Annotated in this window: 16 protein-coding genes and 1 pseudogene; 4 read left to right on the plus strand and 13 right to left on the minus strand. The window is 58.2% G+C overall.

Features of this window, described 5'->3' with window-relative positions; all coding sequences use genetic code 11:
• Positions 1-100 precede the first annotated feature (100 nt).
• Positions 101-1,198 carry a M14 family metallopeptidase gene (locus PQQ52_RS03355; protein ID WP_408207706.1) on the plus strand — a complete coding sequence of 366 codons (1,098 nt, stop codon included), beginning with the start codon at positions 101-103 and terminating at the stop codon, positions 1,196-1,198.
• Between the two features lie 182 nt (positions 1,199-1,380).
• On the opposite strand, the gene PQQ52_RS03360 is transcribed toward PQQ52_RS03355, so the two are convergent.
• Positions 1,381-1,614, minus strand: coding sequence for a hypothetical protein (locus PQQ52_RS03360; protein ID WP_408206846.1), 234 nt, complete (start codon positions 1,612-1,614; stop codon positions 1,381-1,383).
• Positions 1,615-1,668: 54 nt separating this feature from the next.
• Positions 1,669-2,451, minus strand: a complete 783-nt coding sequence (locus tag PQQ52_RS03365; protein ID WP_408206848.1) for an SDR family oxidoreductase — start codon at positions 2,449-2,451, stop codon at positions 1,669-1,671.
• A 119-nt stretch (positions 2,452-2,570) separates the two neighbouring features.
• Between PQQ52_RS03365 and PQQ52_RS03370 the strand changes: the two genes are divergently transcribed.
• Positions 2,571-3,500, plus strand: coding sequence for a LysR family transcriptional regulator (locus tag PQQ52_RS03370; protein ID WP_408206850.1), 930 nt, complete (start codon positions 2,571-2,573; stop codon positions 3,498-3,500).
• A gap of 8 nt (positions 3,501-3,508) precedes the next feature.
• On the opposite strand, the gene mug is transcribed toward PQQ52_RS03370, so the two are convergent.
• Positions 3,509-4,087: a G/U mismatch-specific DNA glycosylase gene (mug, locus tag PQQ52_RS03375; protein ID WP_408206851.1), complete on the minus strand. Its 579-nt coding sequence runs from the start codon at positions 4,085-4,087 to the stop codon at positions 3,509-3,511.
• Between the two features lie 301 nt (positions 4,088-4,388).
• Between mug and PQQ52_RS03380 the strand changes: the two genes are divergently transcribed.
• Positions 4,389-4,805, plus strand: coding sequence for a GFA family protein (locus PQQ52_RS03380; protein WP_408206853.1), 417 nt, complete (start codon positions 4,389-4,391; stop codon positions 4,803-4,805).
• Positions 4,806-4,885: 80 nt separating this feature from the next.
• Here PQQ52_RS03380 and PQQ52_RS03385 read toward each other — a convergent pair whose 3' ends face one another.
• The 5 genes from PQQ52_RS03385 to PQQ52_RS03405 form a co-directional block, all read right to left on the minus strand.
• On the minus strand, positions 4,886-6,175 hold the full coding sequence (locus PQQ52_RS03385) for a hypothetical protein (protein ID WP_408206855.1): 1,290 nt from the start codon (positions 6,173-6,175) through the stop codon (positions 4,886-4,888).
• Between the two features lie 173 nt (positions 6,176-6,348).
• Positions 6,349-7,239 carry a glycosyltransferase family 9 protein gene (locus PQQ52_RS03390; RefSeq protein ID WP_408206857.1) on the minus strand — a complete coding sequence of 297 codons (891 nt, stop codon included), beginning with the start codon at positions 7,237-7,239 and terminating at the stop codon, positions 6,349-6,351.
• A 56-nt stretch (positions 7,240-7,295) separates the two neighbouring features.
• Positions 7,296-8,252 (minus strand): glycosyltransferase family 9 protein, encoded by a 957-nt coding sequence (locus PQQ52_RS03395; protein ID WP_408206859.1) that lies wholly within the window; start codon positions 8,250-8,252, stop codon positions 7,296-7,298.
• A 130-nt stretch (positions 8,253-8,382) separates the two neighbouring features.
• The gene (gene bamA / locus PQQ52_RS03400) at positions 8,383-10,698 is read right to left on the minus strand and encodes an outer membrane protein assembly factor BamA (RefSeq protein ID WP_408206861.1); all 2,316 of its coding nucleotides are present in this window, start codon (positions 10,696-10,698) and stop codon (positions 8,383-8,385) included.
• Between the two features lie 103 nt (positions 10,699-10,801).
• Positions 10,802-11,200 carry a hypothetical protein gene (locus PQQ52_RS03405; RefSeq protein ID WP_408206863.1) on the minus strand — a complete coding sequence of 133 codons (399 nt, stop codon included), beginning with the start codon at positions 11,198-11,200 and terminating at the stop codon, positions 10,802-10,804.
• Positions 11,201-11,594: 394 nt separating this feature from the next.
• On the opposite strand from PQQ52_RS03405, the gene PQQ52_RS03410 reads away from it, so the two are divergent.
• Positions 11,595-12,788, plus strand: coding sequence for a phytanoyl-CoA dioxygenase family protein (locus PQQ52_RS03410; RefSeq protein ID WP_408206865.1), 1,194 nt, complete (start codon positions 11,595-11,597; stop codon positions 12,786-12,788).
• An 8-nt stretch (positions 12,789-12,796) separates the two neighbouring features.
• Here PQQ52_RS03410 and PQQ52_RS03415 read toward each other — a convergent pair whose 3' ends face one another.
• From PQQ52_RS03415 to PQQ52_RS03435, 5 genes and pseudogenes are all read right to left on the minus strand, one after another.
• Positions 12,797-13,438, minus strand: a complete 642-nt coding sequence (locus PQQ52_RS03415; protein ID WP_408206867.1) for an MAPEG family protein — start codon at positions 13,436-13,438, stop codon at positions 12,797-12,799.
• 155 nt (positions 13,439-13,593) lie between these two features.
• On the minus strand, positions 13,594-13,995 hold the full coding sequence (locus PQQ52_RS03420; protein ID WP_408206869.1) for a VOC family protein: 402 nt from the start codon (positions 13,993-13,995) through the stop codon (positions 13,594-13,596).
• Between the two features lie 296 nt (positions 13,996-14,291).
• Positions 14,292-14,954, minus strand: a complete 663-nt coding sequence (locus tag PQQ52_RS03425) for a TetR/AcrR family transcriptional regulator (RefSeq protein ID WP_408206871.1) — start codon at positions 14,952-14,954, stop codon at positions 14,292-14,294.
• A gap of 62 nt (positions 14,955-15,016) precedes the next feature.
• Positions 15,017-15,919 carry a metal-dependent hydrolase gene (locus tag PQQ52_RS03430; protein ID WP_408206873.1) on the minus strand — a complete coding sequence of 301 codons (903 nt, stop codon included), beginning with the start codon at positions 15,917-15,919 and terminating at the stop codon, positions 15,017-15,019.
• Between the two features lie 61 nt (positions 15,920-15,980).
• Positions 15,981-16,943 (minus strand): annotated as a pseudogene (locus PQQ52_RS03435) (alpha/beta fold hydrolase); the annotation flags it as partial.
• Positions 16,944-16,953: the final 10 nt, after the last annotated feature.

Genomic DNA, 16,953 nt, shown 5'->3' on the forward strand with positions numbered 1-16,953 from the left:
ACGGCGGGCGGAACGAGTGAGAGCGACCCAGCAATATTCTCCAGCGAGGAAGCGAATGACGTCCTCGCTCAACTTTCATACAAAGATTAAAGGCCTGGAAATGGCGGTGCAAGATTATTTTTCAGCCACATACGTAGAAGCGCGAGAGAAATTTATCAAGGCGGCTCAAGCCTTGGGCATGACCGTTGGGCGCGCATTTCATCCGCACAAGATCGGGCCCGATGGAGCAGCGCTTTCGATCGATTCAGCCCTGTTCTCGCCCGACAACGCCAGGTCACTGCTCGTCTTAACGTCTGGAACGCACGGCGTGGAGGGTTTTTGTGGATCGGGATGTCAGGTCGGCTTGCTGCACGACACCGAATTTCTGGACGACCTGCGGGACAAGGCGGTCGCGCTGCTCCTCATTCACGCTGTCAATCCTTATGGGTTTGCGCATCTGCGCAGAGTGAACGAAGACAATGTCGATCTGAATCGCAACTGCGTTGATTTCAACACTGCTGTCGGCGCCAACCCGGACTACAGGGCGCTCGACGCATTGCTCCTGCCCGAGACGTGGCCTCCGACGGATGCCGACAATGATGCGCTTGCCAACTACATCCGGCAGCATGGCGAGCGCAAGTTGCGCGAGACCGCGACGAAGGGGCAATACGAAGTGCCTGACGGCATGTTCTACGGCGGACGTTCGCGATGCTGGAGCACACGTGAGGTCAATGCGATTCTCGGCGCGCACCTGCCCAACTACGATCGTTTGGCGTGGGTGGACATCCATACCGGTCTCGGTGCCCATGGTCACGGCGAGAAAATCTTCATGAGAGACGACGCGCCTGAATTGCGGCGAGCGCGCAACTGGTGGGGCGTCGATGTCAAACAGATCGTCGACCCGCGTTCAGTTTCGGCCGTTATCGATGGGCCGTTGATGAATACCGTCTACGACGGATTTCCGACAGTTGAAAAGACCACGCTCGGCCTCGAATTTGGAACCTATGAGACGTCGCGGGTTCTGCAGGCGTTACGCGCGGACCATTGGCTGCATCGGCATCCGGACGTATCCGCTGAAAAGTCGGAGCAGATCGGTCGGGACCTGAAAGACGTCTTCTATTGCGATAACGACGCATGGAAAGGCATGGTGTTCGCACAGGCGCGCGTCGTCGCACTGCAGGCGATTTTTGGTCTTTCTGGGAAGGGTGACCAGGCATAAGTCCTGGGGCAAATGCTCAGGTTCGCCGGCATAACATATTCGAATGAATTCAGGCTTTTGTATTTAGGCCGCCGCTTGAAAACCCGGCGGCCTATAGGATTCTGCGATTGGCAGCAGCGAGCGCGTAACTCGGCGGCCGTTCGAATGTTTCTTTGGCAATGTGCTTCTCGAGCAGGATGTCATCAGCGCATCCTCCAGCAAGCGGATACAGCGTCTGATCGTTCGGAAAAAGGCCTAAATCCCGTGGGCTGGACGCCGTTCACCCGGTTACCGCAGGTCAGCAGCGCGCGGGAGTCGCCCGGAATATTCCAGTCAAGATCGGGTGTGCACAGCGAAGCAATCTCCTCAGCGCTGGCGCCCGAGCCCATCTTTTCAAGAAACTGTTGGGCGAGGCGGAGGTTCTCAGACGAATTCATGGTGTTTTCCTGTTTATGTCGTACCCACGTTCGGATGAGTGCGACGCTGAAGAATCAGACTTGCGCGCGCCCGCCGTCGACGAACATTTCGATGCCGGTGATATAGCTGGCATCATCGGAGGCGAGGAACGATACCGCCTTCGCGATCTCGTCGGCGGTGCCGACCCGGCCAAGCGGCGTCGTTTCCGCAACTTCCTTGCAGTACGCTTCGATCTGCTCATCACTCAGCTTGAGTTCGGTCTTGTAGGCGGGAGTGACGACGACGCCAGGCGCGACCACATTGACGCGAATGTCGCGGCCTTTGAGATCGGATGCCCAGGTGCGCGCGAACGATCGCAAGGCCGCTTTGGTGGCCGCATAGACACCAAATGCGGGCGCGCCCTGTATCGATGTGATCGACCCTGTTATCACGATTGCGCTGCCTGCCGGCATGAACGGCAGTGCGCTTTGCACGGTGAGCAAGGTGCCTTTCACGTTGATGCCGAAGTATTTGTCGAATTGCGCTTCGGTAATCTCGCCAAGGCGTGCGAATTCGCCGCCTCCAGCGTTGGCGAAGAGGATGTCAATTTTCTGGTGAGCCGCCGAAACGATTTCCACGATGCGTTCAAGGTCGGCAGCAACAGAAATGTCACCACGAATCGCACGTGCGCCGTGGCCGATTTCCGATGCAGCGGTATCCAACTCCGCCTGGCGCCGCCCCGTGATGAACACCGTGGCGCCTTCGCGAGCAAGACGTTTGGCGGTGGCCAGGCCGATACCGGTGCTGCCACCGGTAATGAGCGCAACCTTGCCGGCGTGTTTCGTCGAATGGACGTTGGTGTAGAGAGAAGCAGTCATTCAGAGCCTCCTTTGGGCCTTGATCAATGACTCAAGCTTAGTGAAAACGCATGGAGGGATAAAGATGGATAATGTGGTTTGTTTGTTCACACACGTGAATAATCCGGGGAGACAAGTTGATGGACCATTTGCAGGCCATTCGCATTTTTGTCCGGGTCGTTGAAACAGGTGGTTTCGGACGGGCTGCGGCCTCGCTGAAAATGCCCAATGCCACAGTGAGCAAGTGGATCAGATCGCTAGAGGCGCATCTGGGCGTGAAATTGCTGGAACGAACCACGAGGAGCGTCAGCGTTACAACAGATGGTGCGGCTTACTATGAACGCACCCGCCACCTGCTCAGTGAACTCGATGATATAGAAGCGACGCTTGGCCGTGCCCAGGCAAGCCCGCGCGGTGCGCTGCGGGTCGACGCGGGTGGGTCGACCGCCAGCGGAATACTTATTCCTGCGCTACCCGCATTTCGTGAGCGATACCCCGATATCCAGGTGCAATTGAGCGTTACGGACCGGACTGCCGATCTCATTGCGGAAAACATCGACTGTGCGATTCGAAGCACGGCAGACGATCCCGGCCTGGTGACCCATCCGATCGGCACGCTCGCGTGGACAACCTGCGCGAGTCCGGCCTATCTGGCGAAGTATGGAACGCCCAAGCATCCCCGCGAGATCGCCGAAAAAAACATGCCTGTTGTCGGATACTTCTCTGCAAACACCGGTCTTATCCAGCCGCTTGAATTCTGTCGAGGGGACGAGAAGCTTACGCTGGAGCGCTTACGTAACGATGTGCTTGTCAGCGAAAGCAATGCCCATCTTGCTACGGCGCTCGCCGGGCTGGGCATCGTTCATACGCTGGATTTCATGGTGCGCCCGTCCATCAAGCAGAAAAAACTAGTCCCCATTCTCGCTGAGTGGCGGTGTGATCCGCTTCAGGTGTATGTCGCCTATCCGCCCAGCCGAAGATATAGCACTAAGGTGAGGGTGTTCATCGACTGGGTGACTGCGCTTTTTGCATCAATGCGAACCAAGCGAAGTAGCAGCGAATTGAATTGACGTGTGGCCTAATCTACCGCGCGAATTCCCAAAGCCGAACCCGCCGGCGTAACGGCAAGCCGAAGTTCCCGGTAGGCAATCACTAGTGCGTCCAGGCTGAAGCCTCGGTTCAGGCCGCTAGGATTCGGCAACACCCATGCACGCGCGCCGCCGAACGTTGCCGGTTGCAGGCCCCAATCGATGTCACGTTTGCCCGACATTGCGCAGAGCGCCATCTTTCCAAGGAAGGCAACACACTGCGGCGCAATTTGTTCAATCTTCCGCTCGAATTCCACAGCAGCCGCTTTGAACTCCCCTTGTGAAAGTTCGTCCGCTCGTGCAGTCGGACGCGAGACCACGGTGGTCAGGCCACAACCGTACTGCAGGAACGTGCGATCGTTCTCGGGAGAAATCTGTTCAGGCGTAAAACCCGCCAGATGAAGGGCCCGCCAGAACCGGTTACCTCGGCCGGCAAAGTGGTGGCCGGTCGACGCCGCAAGGACGCCTGGATTGATGCCGCAAAATACCACTGATAAGCCAGGTCCAAGGATATCGGGAAGAGATTGAAGTGAATCTGTTTGAGTCACGGATGGTGTAAGCCTTTTCATGAAGTGCATTCGAATCGTCGGGCGGAATAACAGGCTGCCTCGACGACACGTTCTTCCGATTGCATTGAGATACTCTCACGGAAGGCCTGGAACCGCACCCGCCTGTGTCCCCATTGGCGTTGGTGGCGGTCCGGCCGGTGGCGGCAGCGACATGGCAGCCTGGCGGGTCCATCAATTGCTCGTTCTGCAAGCGAGCGGCGCGCGCCGTGTATGAGCTTCGTCGTGCGCCTTCGGACTTACACTTTGGAGACCATCATACGGACCGGGACTGCATTGCAGCATTGGTTAGGGAGGGCGGGTAATGAAAACGAGGACAAGGAACGACCCCATCGAAGAAACCGGCGGATGTGCGTGCGGGTCATGGCGATTCCGCGTCAACGCGCTACCCAGGCGAGTATCGATATGTCACTGCATGACGTGCAGACGGATCCACGGCAACGTGTTTGGCGCTTATGCAATGTTCGAGCGTGGTGCCGTGGAATTCTCCGGCTTGACTCAAGCATGGGAGAGTTCGCCCGGTGCGCGCAGGCATTTCTGCCCAACTTGCGGGTCTGTTGCATTCATGGAATTTCTCGACAGCGACGAACTGGATTTGCCGCTCGGCAGCTTCGATCGCGTAGGCTTGTACGAGCCGGACTACGAGCTTTGGTGTTGCCATAAGGAGCCGTGGCTGCCCAACGGAGTGCGCACCGAGTACGACGCGGGCCGTCCTGCATAGTCAACGAGTTTCGGCTATGAATAGGGAAGGGTTGCACCCCTTTGTTCTTGTTTTGCTTTGCGTTCGCGAGATCGCGCCCTTCATCCGCCGTGGACGGAATTCGCGGAACGTTTCGGCGACCACAGTTGGCGTACCGACTCCGTCAGGCGCAAGAATGGCGAACGCTGCAGGCTGGCTAGTTGTCGCCTCACGTCTCCTAAAGCCGCCCGTGTTGCCGCGAGCTCACCTGCTAACACTGTGTCAAATCCGGCGCCGTCGATTAGCGCGATATCCACGATACGTGTAGCCCGATGAAGAGGAACCTGCGTCTGCGGCCAGTTCGCCCGTGCTCCAAAGGCCAACACCTGCGTCGCCTGCGCGAGTTTGCTGGCCCAGAGCGAAAATGTATCGGGATGAACGGCGCCGCTGCGCACCATCTCCTTGCCGAAATGCATGGCTTCAAGATGGATATTCAATCCTTCCGACGCGTCGAACCCGCAGTGACGATCGTCGCCACGCGCTTGATGCACGCTTCCGAACGAAGGTTCAAGTCCCGTTAGATCGGCCACCCAGCGTTCGGCGGCCTCCGTATAAGCGGGCGACCGGGCTGCGAGGTCGCAATCAAAGATCGCATGTGCATGAGTTGCCGCATGCTGTAACGTCAGGAGCCAATGTCCAAGAAAAGCGCGATACGCAGCGGCGGGTGCAACATTCACCGCGTGTTGCTTGAAAAAATCAAGGTATGGTCCAAACGTTTCTTCTCCAGGCGCCCGCGATACCTCCGGCAGATCGATATGCAGTGCATCGAGCACCCAGTCGACCATCGGCGTATGTCTGTTCAATGCCAGAACGGCAAACGGGATAGCCACAAAATGCGGGTTTCCGTGCGTGGCGAGCAGATCCCAACAGGACTGCCACTGAGAAATCGGGTTTTTCTCGACCACGATATGCACGGCATCCGGAAAGGTGCTGCGGAACCATTGGAGTCGACCGAGCGATCGACAAAACTTGAAGACAGGCACGCCGCCTTGCTCATGAGCGGCCCCTATCAGGTCGCGTAGATAGGTCTCAAGCCGGTCGGCCCCATCTGGCGTTTGTCCCGTGAAGCAATCGATTGAAAAGCGGGCTTCATAGCCAGGGATGCCCCGTCCACCAGGTTCAAGCAAATGAGCGAATTCGGCGAAATACGGTTTCTCCAGTTTTGGATGACCTGAATGCCAACTGTCAGCCGTACTCGCAGCCAGATTTGCCGAGTCGATTGTCGACAACATCTCGTGCAATGGTTCGTAGTAGGCCGTGACTTCGTTGAGGTGGCGAAAGCACGACCATAACCATGTGCCCGCCGTTCTGTATCCGGCATGCAAGAACACTGTTTTGGTTTCTGACGTCATCGAGCGTAATGTAAGTTGAGTTCCGGTAACTTGTTCTGAACCCTCGCGCGAGGGAAAGCATTCCTTCATACGCCAACCGGAGAGGGCCTCAGCCGGTGGAGCGCCAACGGTGTCCGTACAACGTGGCTCAAGCAACAACGCAACGTATTGTCGTTTCAGAACAAAAAATCGCTTTATAGCTGACCTGAACCAGGCTTCGCTGTGCTGCCGTCTTCTCGAACCATGCGCTGAAACGCCGACAATACACGCGCGCACGTGAGTGTTTGACGCCAGAATTTTTCCTTGAGCCGCGCGGTCGGAACCCATTGCCAGGGCAAAACAACGTTGACCGTTCCCCACGCCGGGCGCCAGCGTTCTGATACGCGGCGGCGCCGGAACAGACTGATGGTCGGAATGCTGAGACTTGACGCCAGGTGTCCGACGCCGGAATCGCTTCCGATAAACCAGCCGGACTCGTATAGCCAGCACGCCAATTCATGAGGGTTGCTAAATTCCGGCGCGGGGATGCCCCATCTCTCCAGTTCGAACCAGCGCTCGCGTTCGTGCGGTGCAATCACGAAGTGGACGTCATAGCCGCGCCGACGCAAATTGTGGGCTAATTTCACGAATCGTCGCGATAGCCAGCGCTTGTCCTCCGTGCTGGCTTCGGGGTGAATCGCGATCCGGCGAATGTGCTGGCGATGTCTTAGTGCGGGCGGGGGTGTCATGCCGTTGTATAAGCCGACATTCGATAGCTCAAGTTCGTCGCGGCAGAAGTCGGCGAAGCGCTCCGCCATACACCCCGAGCGGTCCCCGAATACGACCTTGTCCAGATCAAGAACACAGGGGTGGGCTTCCGTCAGGCGTGGCATCGGCTGATTCCGATGCATTTGCAGAACAGTGTCGTACGGCGCCAGCATTGCCTTGCATTCCGCCTCGTCCGGCAACGGTTGAATCGTGACCTCGGGGAACCAGTGTCGCAATGCATGAGCTGGGCGCCCGAATACGGTGACATCAATGCCGTTTCTTAAAAGATTTTGTACGATGACCATCAACACCAGCGTATCGCCCATTGCGTTCGACATGACCACCGCGATCCGTCTGGGTCCGTCTCCGCTCATGCGGAGGAAGGGTAGCGAATTCATGCGAAATTGGCGCGTAGTTGCTCGAACGCCTGGGTCACTTTGCCAACGGACAAGAGATATTTCCAGTAACGCTCTTTCAGACGTCCCGTGGGCAGATAAGCGCCGCCAATCAGCACGCGTCCTGTCCCCCAGTCGGGGCGCCACGTGCGCGCGATACCGCGGCGCATGAACAATGAGAGGGTGGGAATTTGCAGGTTTGATGCAAGATGGCCGATGCCCGAATCGTTACCGATGAACCACCCGCACTCGAAAAGCCACGCGGCGACGTGATCAAGCGAAGAGAGATCGGGCAGCGCGATACCTAAACGCTCGACATGTTTCCAGTCCGCACGCTCGTGCGATGCAACCACAAACTCTGGGCTGAAACCCTGGTCGCGCAGTTCCACGCCCAGTTGAATGAAGCGTGACGCGAGCCAGCGTTTGTCCACGGTGCTTGCCGTCGGGTGGATGGCGACGCGAAGCGGGTATTTACGGTGTTCAAGTCCTGGCGGCGGTGTGATGCCGTTACTTTTTCCGGCATCCAGCAGGCCAAACTCATCGCGACAAAATAGTGCAAGTCTGTCTGCCATCGATTCTGACGAACGGGCGCGGCAAATGTGATCGAGCAGAATGACTCGCGGGTGCAAGCGATCCAGCCCCGCGAAGGGCCTATTGCTGTGCATCTGAATGACCGTATCAAAGCCATGCAGTTTCTCCGCAAGATGATCTTCGCTCAACTCTGCCCGTATATCGACACCAGGAAACCAATCATGCAAAGCATGTGCATGTTGGCCAAACACAGTGGTTGCGATGCCGTTTTGCTGGAGGTTGCGCGCAACCGTCATCATCAACAGAGAATCGCCCACTGCCGGTGAAAGAATCAAGGCCACACGAGATACTGGCTGGGTTGCCTGCCACATAGATACATCCGATTGGCGCACTTCCAACAGTTGGCGAAGCGCTTGCCAGGTCATGAACGAGTACTGCTTACTGAACTGGACACAGTCTAGATTCAGCGCACGTTACTTGAGTTACAGCGTCCATTACCGGGGTTTACTCCTGCCGGACTGCTGGAATCGATGACAGGCAGCGCGATCGCAGGCGTTAGAACGAAGTCCCAATCTGGAACTGGAATTTCTGGTACTGATCGCCCGCGTGCTTCACGATCGGCAGACCGAAGTCGAGCTTCAGCGGACCGATCGGGGAAATCCATTCGAGACCCGCGCCATAGCTGTAACGCAGGCCGTTGGCGCCGACGCTATTACCTTCCGTGCCCCAGACGTTACCGCCGTCGACAAAGGTGAAGACGCGCAGCGTGCGGTCGTAGCCCGTGCCTGGCAGCGGGAATGTGAGTTCCACATTGCCGACGATCATCTTCGAGCCGCCGATCGGGTCACCCGTCGTTGCATCGCGCGGACCCAGCGAGCTCGGCTCATAGCCGCGCACTGAGCCGATACCGCCGGCATAGTAATTCTTGAAGATTGGGTAAGGATCGCCGCCGAGCCCATTGCCGTAACCGCCCTGGAAGTTCAGGCCGAGCACGAAGCCGCGTGCGAAGGAGTAGTAGTACTGGGCTTGCACATCGGTCTTGTAGTAGTTGGTTCGGGCGAGCGGTGTGCCGTATTCCGCGTTGAACTGCGTGAAGTAACCGCGGCTTGGCACCAGCGCGCTGTCGCGGTTATCGCGCGACCAGCCCACGGTCACCGGCACGTTATTTGACACCCGGCCGAACGAGTTGACATAGTCGACATAGCTTTTCGGCGTGTTCGCGTCGACATCCAGGCGGTTCTGTTCTATGCCTGTGCCGAAGTAGACCATATCCGATTCGGAGAATGGGATACCGAATTTCAGGTCGGCGCCTAACGTGATGACACGGAAACTCGTGTCGGTCACGTTCGAGTAATACAACGGCTCGCTTGTCCGGTAGTAGACGTCGGTAATACGCTTGATGCCGTCCACCGTGAAGTAGGGATCGACCTGTGTGACCGTCAGCGTACGGAACGTTGTGGCGGTATTCACGTTCAGCGCGAGGCTCGTGCCCGAGCCGAACACGTTGTCCTGCGACACGCCCGCCGAAATGATCGGACCCTCGCCGGAACCGTAACCGAGACCCAGCGAAATCGAGCCAGTCGGTTTTTCCGTGACTTTCACGTCGATGTCGACCTGGTCCGGCGTGCCTTCAACCGGCACGGTCGTCACGTCGACGTCGGTGAAGTAGCCGAGACGGTTGATACGATCTTTCGACAGGGCAAGGCGGTTTGAATCGAACCACGAGCTTTCCATTTGACGCATTTCGCGGCGGACCACTTCGTCGCGAGTGCGTGTGTTGCCGGTGATGTTGATCGAGCGCACATAGACGCGACGGCTCGGATCCACCTGCAGTGTCAGGTCGACCTTATGGTGTTCCTGATCGATTTGTGGCTGCGCGTTCACGGTGGCGAACGCATAGCCATACTCGCCGAGCTTGTCGACGACGGTCTTCGTGGCGTCTTTCAGCTTTTGAGCCGAGAAACGTTCACCCGGTTTGATCTTGATGAGCTTCGAGAGCTCAGCCTCGCGATTCAGCAGGTTACCCGCCAGATGAATGCCGGAGATCGTGTAAGGCTCGCCCTCGTGAATCGTGAGCGTCAGGTACATGTCCTTGCGATCCGGCGACAGCGATACCTGGGTCGACTCGATGTTGAACTCAAGGTAGCCGCGATCCAGGTAATACGTGCGGATCTTTTCGAGGTCGTCGGCAAGCTTGTCTTTCGAATACAGGTCGTTCTTCGTGTACCACGAGAACCAGTTCGGCGTGGATAACTCCATTTCATCGTGGAGTTCGCGGTCACTAAAGACCTTGTTGCCGATAAAGTTGACCTGACGGATCTTCGCGCTTGGACCTTCAATGACTGAAAACAGGAGGCCCACGCGATCGCGATCGATCGGCGTGACTGTTGTTGTGACTTCAGCCGCGTAGTAACCGCGCGTCAGATATTGGCGCTTGAGCTCCTGCTGCGCGCGGTCGACGAGCGACTTGTCATAGTAGCGGCCCAGCGACAGCCCAACCGCATTCAACGCCTTGACCAGATTGTCCTTGTCGAATTCGTGGACACCGGCGAAGTCGATCGTGCCGATCGCAGGACGTTCCTGCACCTGTACGACGACAACGTCGCCTTCGGCCGAAATCTTGACGTCGTTGAAGAAGCCCGTGGCATAGAGCGCACGGATCGCGTCCGATGCCTTGTTAGCGGTGAACGTATCGCCCTGCTTGATGGGCAGATACGAAAAAACCGTATTGGGCTCAATGCGTTGCAAGCCTTCGAGCCGGATGTCGCGCACCACGAACGAGTCTGCGGCGAAACTCGGCGCTGCTGTCACGCTCAGGCCAATAAGAGTTAGCGCCCGGGCGCTGCGGGTCAATAGCGTTTCAAAGTTCATACAGACAGACAGGAGGGATGCACAAAAGGGCGGGCGCAGACGCATGGTGGGCTTGCGCCTGCCTTGCGCTGAACGGGTCAACGGGGTGTCAGTGCGTGACGCACTATTGAAGTTTGCTGCACGATGTTTCCTTTACCCGGGTCAGCCCCGTCACGAGCGAAAGCACTTCAGTCATGTGGCGCGCTTCAGCGCGATGCATTCGAAACGACAGCTCGGCACCACCTGGCAGACGAAATGTCAGGACCAGATGAGAGGATTCGTCTTTGTCTCCGCCGATCGCCCATGCCTCGCACGGCATGGCGAATTTCATGTCGTCCTTTTTCCGGCGAACGCGTTGTGACCAGCCGATGGCATTGGAAAGCGCCGCCAGGAGTTCGTGCATGACCGAGTAATGCAAGGCGATAGTTTCGGGCTGGTTACCTTTGAACATCAGGTACTGGCCGTCCGCGGTCAATTCAAACGAGTTCAGAGAATGAATCTCTAATGCGACTGGCGGTGACATGTGGCACTCCCGGACTACGTTGATTGCGCAGTGTAGGAGAGTGAGATCGGTTTTCGGTTACTTGATGATTACCGATTCTTCACTGGGAAAGGTGGAATAGACGATGAGAGGAAAAACGTTTTCGAGGCGAATCATATGGAAAGCACAACTTAAGTTATGCGTCATGTAAATGGCAGCTTTGTAAGGCTGTTGATGTCCCTATCAGCGCGACTTAAAAGTTGATAGTTCGGGCTGAATTTGATCGCCGTCCGGTCGCGAACTATGGTTTGGCATGACGTTGAGTTTTCTTTCACGCCGTAACTCAACGTTGCCCCTGAAGTGTTTTTGAAGCGTCTGTCGTACCCCAAGCGCCCGCTGAAGGACTATTCTTGTGGCAAGAACAGAAGGAGACACCATGAAGGCCACTGACTCGCGTCGCGACGCCCCAGTACGCAATGGATACCGGGAGCAGGATTGCAGGCTCCACGACTTCATCGCTGCGCTTCGCCCCCGTCCAGAAGACGACAGCCTAAGGTTCGCCGCTGCGATAGTCGACCACATTCCGGTGTACGACTGCCGTGAGCTTGGTAGTGCCCTTGAAGATGCATTGCGGCGCGCGGACCTGCAGAGCGAGTGGGCAAAGGTATTGAACGTGGGAGCGGGCGTGCTGGTGCTGAAGCGCGTTTATACCGACACAGCACCGGTCGATGAAGCGACAAGAGTCTTCGAGTCGCTCATCCAGGAGGAACGCGAGGCCGGCAGCGCCGCTGCAGACCATTTCGCAAAAGCGGGCGCGAATGACCGCATCTGGAATGCGCAAGAAAAGCTTTGCCTGCGCGCGCCTGCGGTGTTCGCCCGCTACTTCGAGAGCGCGGCTCTTTGTGCGATAGCTGAGGCGTGGCTGGGTCCGCACTTTCAGGTGACCTCGCAGGTCAACGTCGTACGACCCGGCGGACAGGCGCAACAGGCGCACCGGGATTACCACCTTGGATTCCAGACCGTGGCGGAAGCTGAGCGCTATCCGGCTCACGTTCATGCGATGTCCCCCTTTCTCACGCTGCAAGGGGCGGTTGCCCACACCGACATGCCAGTGGAAAGCGGACCGACCAAGCTGCTGCCTTACTCGCAGCGCTATGCCGAGGGGTACCTCGCATGGCGTCGTCAGGATTTTCGCGACTACTTTGAAACGTACTACGTGCAGCTTCCGCTCGAAAAAGGCGATGCGCTGTTTTTCAATCCCGCGCTCTTCCATGCAGCCGGTTCGAACCGCACGACTTCTGTTCAGCGCATGGCCAATCTCCTGCAGATTTCCTCGGCCTACGGGCGGGCGATGGAGTCGCTGAATCGCACGAAGATGTGTGAGGCGCTGTATCCAGTCCTACTGGAGCGGAGGTGCTCGACGAACATCACGCGGGAAGAGGCCGACGCGGTGATTGCGTCGTGCGCCGAAGGTTATCCGTTTCCGACGAACCTGGACCGCGACCCTCCGCAGGGTGGACTGGCGCCGGAGAGCCAGCAGGGACTATTCCGGCGGGCGCTAGCAGAAGGTTGGAGCGCGGACAGATTCGCAGCCGCAATTCGTGAGCAGGCTGAGCGGCGCGAAGCTTGAGGATTGAATCAAACCTCTTTCACCGGCCGCGTCCCCCAGAACAGCACGGCCTCGACCGCGAAAAATAGAACAAGCGGCACAATCGCCCCCACCGTCCCCGCGATCTCATGCCCAAACCGGCTCGTCACATAAAGCAGCACGATCATGCTGAGCGCCATGCCCGGCGCGCCGAGCCCGCGTAGCGCGGCGCTTCGATGATAGCCGAGCCAGAATGCGGCCCGTGCGACGATCCATACCGCGGTCGTGGCCACGATTGCGCGCATGGACGAGCCGTCGGGGCAGTAAGCGGCAAGGCCGAACAGTGATGCCGCAAACACGATAATCTGTTCCACCGTGTTCTGCAGGTATCGTTGATTGACGCGCAACCTATGTGTCTCGAAACCCGCCAGCGGATCAAAGGCGGGTGAGGTCAATCGCTCGTGCGCCACGGCTTCGACGCCGGTCACCAGACTGAACAGCACGGCAACACAGCAGCATTTGAGCGTCAGCAGCATCCGCGCGCCGAGGCTATCCATGCCCGGCAGCGGCGACATCAAAAGATCGATGCCGAGCCAGAGCCCGAGAGCAAGCAGCGAGGCGACTGCGATGCCGGTAATGCCGACAGAGCGCTGACGGCGAAAGTCGGGTGCGTGATTGGCCGGAGCGGTCATGGATTTTTCTCCTCGCGTGTCGTAAGGCGGCATGGGGCGCGGTCTGCGTGTTTGCCTCATGCGATCGCTAGTGTATTGCGTCGCCCGGCACTGTGCACCTTGCGATCTGAGGAAGTTTAATCTGGTCCGAACCCGGCTTCCGTCTCGTCGAAGATCTAAAACAGCTTTTGCCACTGATCCTGCTTCTGCATATCTGCCCGTGTGTTGACTTCGATCAGGACGCCACCGGGTGAGCGGCAAAAGAACCGCGATCCGCGCGAGTTGTTGAAGACCTCCGTTTCCATGCGAACACCTCCTTCGAGAAATTCTTTGTAGAGGGTATGGACGTCATCCAGACTATCGACCTCCAGCCCGAAGTGGAAGTTTTCAGGCCACACCGGTACCTCCTCTTTGACGTGGTCCAGAACGATGTCAAAACCATTCCGTTTGAGCAGGCAACTGTCCCCAGCGGCAACGATCTCGCAGCCAAGGTATTGCTCGAAAAATGCAGCCGTCTCGGCTACGTTGGTAGTGGGAAAGCTCAGGTGATTCAGCTTCGCTTCTTTACGAAGATTCATGATCGGTCTCGCAGAAAGATGAAATGTTTTGTGGAAAGTGGTCATCTACCTGACCTGGGCGATCAGGCGGACCACGTGATTCCACAGAACTTATTTTGCGAGTAATTACTCGATTCTGAAACTCGCATTAAACAATGCAGTTTTGCTGCTGTGTAATGCAATACTGGCGGGGCTTTGGGCCGTATGTCACGGCATCGATGTGAACAATTGCTCGTATTTTGAATGAGCCGAAAAGGTTCCGGGATTTCGGCTTCAGGATATGCGCGCAGGTAACGGGGCGACCTGCGAGGACGGCGTCAGGCGGTCTGGGGCGTCCGTTTTTTCCTGGTGCGCGCTTGCGCGGGCGGTTGATCCACGATCCCGAGGTATCCGAATAAAGCACGGCCCACACGGGATTCCAGCGCTCCGCGGTCCACTTCCCCACGCTCTCCCGCTCCATCTACGATGGCTCGCAGAATGGCAAGGAGGTCGTCGATCGCTATCTCGGGGCTCAGTGGCGGCGGAATGTCCTCATGGGCCAGAATCTGTCGCATCAACTCGCCAAAAGCGGTTTTCAATGCCATCAGTTCATTCGCAATGGCGGGGCGGTTTTCCTCGAAATCGAGCGCGCGTGCAAGCGCGGGACGACGCAGTTGCTGATGCACCGAGACGGTAATCAAATACTTCAACGCCTGCTGACCGGTTGGCTGGCTCAGAGCGCCCTTAGCCTCCGCGAAGAACACGGCGCCTTCACGCTGACTCAGCGCAACGATAATTGCGTCTTTGCCGGGGAAATACTGATACAGGGTACCGACGCTGACGCCCGCGCGCTGCGCGACGACGTTGGTATTCAGGCCGTCCAGTCCTTTCGTTTCAAGTACCCGGGCCGCTGCCTCCAGAATGACGGCAACGGTCTGTTCCGCGCGGGATTGCTGTGGAATCTTTCGTGGCTTTAATGATTGACGCCGATTTGTCGCCATGGTGCGATCCGAGAGGAAGCGAGTATTCGCTCGGATTCTACAGCGTTAAGGATAGTTCGTTCTCAATTCGCCTCACGCACCCAGTTGCCCCCATGCGCCGCGGCCTGTGCAGCGGGCGAGGTTGCAAGATAAGCCAGCGCCTGTTCGGTGGAACCTTCGTGATGCGGCGTATAGCGCGGATTGAAATAGCGCAGCGCTGCCGCGATCATCTTCCAGAACGACGGCAGGCAACCACGTCGCGCGCCCGCGCGCCAGGCGAGGATAAAGCCTCGGTATGGGCCAGCATCGGGATCGCGCCGGTGCATGAAGCGCGCACCGCTAGTGAGAAAGTACAGCAGAAGCATGACTGTCGAAAGCATATGGAAGCAGCGTTCGAAATAAGTGCCGCCCATGTGCCGGAAGATATCGAAGGCGACGGTGCGGTGTTCGACTTCTTCGGCGCCGTGCCAGCGCAGCAGGTCGAGCATGGTCGGGTCGGCATGGGAGGCGTCGAGCCCGTCGGCATTGAGCACCCAATTGCCGAGATAACCAAAGAAGTGTTCCAGTGCGGCGATGACACCAAGCTGTTGGCGCAGCCAGAAGCGCGTTTTGCCGATTTTCAGTCCAAGCGGTTGCTCGCCGAGCAGCTTGCCGAACAGCCAGTCGAGTTTTCGCGTGAAGGGTTGCGTGTCGATGCCATGAGCCTTGTAGTAATGCGTCAGGACACCGCCATGCGAGCGCGAATGTACCGCTTCCTGCCTGAGGAACCCTTGTGCATCGTCGTGCAACGCCGGGTCGGTGATGAGCGGCAGGGCCTTGTTGTAGACGCGGCAGAACCATAGTTCGCCGGCGGGGAACAGCAGGTTCAGCACATTGATGATGTGCGTGCTCGACGGGTCGCCAGGAATCCACTGGATGGGCGTTTGGCTCCAGTCGAACTTCACATGGCGTGCCTTGATCTTGTGTTGCGTGTGTTCCTGGGTCATGACGGTCTCCGGCGTCCGGTTGGTGACGGCCGCGCTGATTTCAGCGCGGCACCATGCTGATGCGGGCGCGTTGCAGGGTGTCCGGTTCGGGGCCGCCTTCGGTGTGATTGACCAGCTCACGCACCATCTGCGCCATCTGTTCTGAATGGGTGACCGGCACCCAATGCCGCGCAATCAGTTCACGGCGCCAGTATGTCGGCACCCATCGCGAGAGATCTTCGGATAGCGCCGGGCTGACGTATTTGTCCAGCGTCGGCACGATCACCTGGACCGGTGTGTGCGCGTAGCGCTTGCGCGGCGTGAACAGACAGCGGATGAAGTTGGCGCGGTACAGCGATACGCCACGTATGCCGTCCTGCGTTTGCGTCGGGCGAGGCATGATCGCTGTCTTCTCCACACGACGTAGCACCCGCGGCCATGCGCGGCCGAGCCACAAGCGCCAGGTCAGTCCAGGGAGCACCGGCAAGTGGAACAGCAGCACATACCAGGAGCGCACCAGCTGACCCATAAGCTTGCCGATCGAGCGTGGCGTGGGGCGCAACAGCCGCGCCCGTATCCAGTAAGCGACGTGATCGAGGCATGGGCCGGAGCATGACGTGTACGAGGCAATGCGTCCGCGCAAGCGCTCTTCGGTGACGAATTCCCAGCCCTGGATCGAGCCCCAGTCGTGCGCGACCAGATGGACGGCGCGTTGAGGGCTTACGGCGTCGATGACAGCGATAAAGTCGTCGGTGAGTTTGTCCAGCCGGTATGCCGATGTGCGCTTTGGCGCAGTGGATTGGCCCGCGCCGCGAACATCGTAGGTCACGACGTGGAAATCGTTTGCCAGCAGCGCGGCCAGCGCGTCCCAGACTTCGCTGTTGTCGGGGTAACCGTGTACCAGCATCACGGTCGGTCGGGTGGGGTCCCCCCACGCTCTGGCGGCGAGCGTGACGTCGCCTGAGGGCACCGTGAAACGGGTTGGACGTGTGGCCGGCGGCGCCTCATAGAGCGTGGACGGTACGGGTTCGGTCAGGAGCTGCATGGGCGCCTCC

Origin of the sequence: Paraburkholderia sediminicola (assembly GCF_046030555.1) — a bacterium.
Taxonomy (GTDB): Bacteria; Pseudomonadota; Gammaproteobacteria; order Burkholderiales; family Burkholderiaceae; genus Paraburkholderia; species Paraburkholderia sediminicola_E.

Excerpts from the sequence above, each read along its gene's own strand:
- PQQ52_RS03355 (WP_408207706.1), top strand. The coding sequence starts at position 101 with ATGGCGGTGCAAGATTATTTTTCAGCCACATACGTAGAAGCGCGAGAG.
- PQQ52_RS03360 (WP_408206846.1), bottom strand. The coding sequence starts at position 1,614 with ATGAATTCGTCTGAGAACCTCCGCCTCGCCCAACAGTTTCTTGAAAAG.
- PQQ52_RS03365 (WP_408206848.1), bottom strand. The coding sequence starts at position 2,451 with ATGACTGCTTCTCTCTACACCAACGTCCATTCGACGAAACACGCCGGC.
- PQQ52_RS03370 (WP_408206850.1), top strand. The coding sequence starts at position 2,571 with ATGGACCATTTGCAGGCCATTCGCATTTTTGTCCGGGTCGTTGAAACA.
- mug (WP_408206851.1), bottom strand. The coding sequence starts at position 4,087 with ATGAAAAGGCTTACACCATCCGTGACTCAAACAGATTCACTTCAATCT.
- PQQ52_RS03380 (WP_408206853.1), top strand. The coding sequence starts at position 4,389 with ATGAAAACGAGGACAAGGAACGACCCCATCGAAGAAACCGGCGGATGT.
- PQQ52_RS03385 (WP_408206855.1), bottom strand. The coding sequence starts at position 6,175 with ATGACGTCAGAAACCAAAACAGTGTTCTTGCATGCCGGATACAGAACG.
- PQQ52_RS03390 (WP_408206857.1), bottom strand. The coding sequence starts at position 7,239 with ATGTCGAACGCAATGGGCGATACGCTGGTGTTGATGGTCATCGTACAA.
- PQQ52_RS03395 (WP_408206859.1), bottom strand. The coding sequence starts at position 8,252 with ATGACCTGGCAAGCGCTTCGCCAACTGTTGGAAGTGCGCCAATCGGAT.
- bamA (WP_408206861.1), bottom strand. The coding sequence starts at position 10,698 with ATGAACTTTGAAACGCTATTGACCCGCAGCGCCCGGGCGCTAACTCTT.
- PQQ52_RS03405 (WP_408206863.1), bottom strand. The coding sequence starts at position 11,200 with ATGTCACCGCCAGTCGCATTAGAGATTCATTCTCTGAACTCGTTTGAA.
- PQQ52_RS03410 (WP_408206865.1), top strand. The coding sequence starts at position 11,595 with ATGAAGGCCACTGACTCGCGTCGCGACGCCCCAGTACGCAATGGATAC.
- PQQ52_RS03415 (WP_408206867.1), bottom strand. The coding sequence starts at position 13,438 with ATGACCGCTCCGGCCAATCACGCACCCGACTTTCGCCGTCAGCGCTCT.
- PQQ52_RS03420 (WP_408206869.1), bottom strand. The coding sequence starts at position 13,995 with ATGAATCTTCGTAAAGAAGCGAAGCTGAATCACCTGAGCTTTCCCACT.
- PQQ52_RS03425 (WP_408206871.1), bottom strand. The coding sequence starts at position 14,954 with ATGGCGACAAATCGGCGTCAATCATTAAAGCCACGAAAGATTCCACAG.
- PQQ52_RS03430 (WP_408206873.1), bottom strand. The coding sequence starts at position 15,919 with ATGACCCAGGAACACACGCAACACAAGATCAAGGCACGCCATGTGAAG.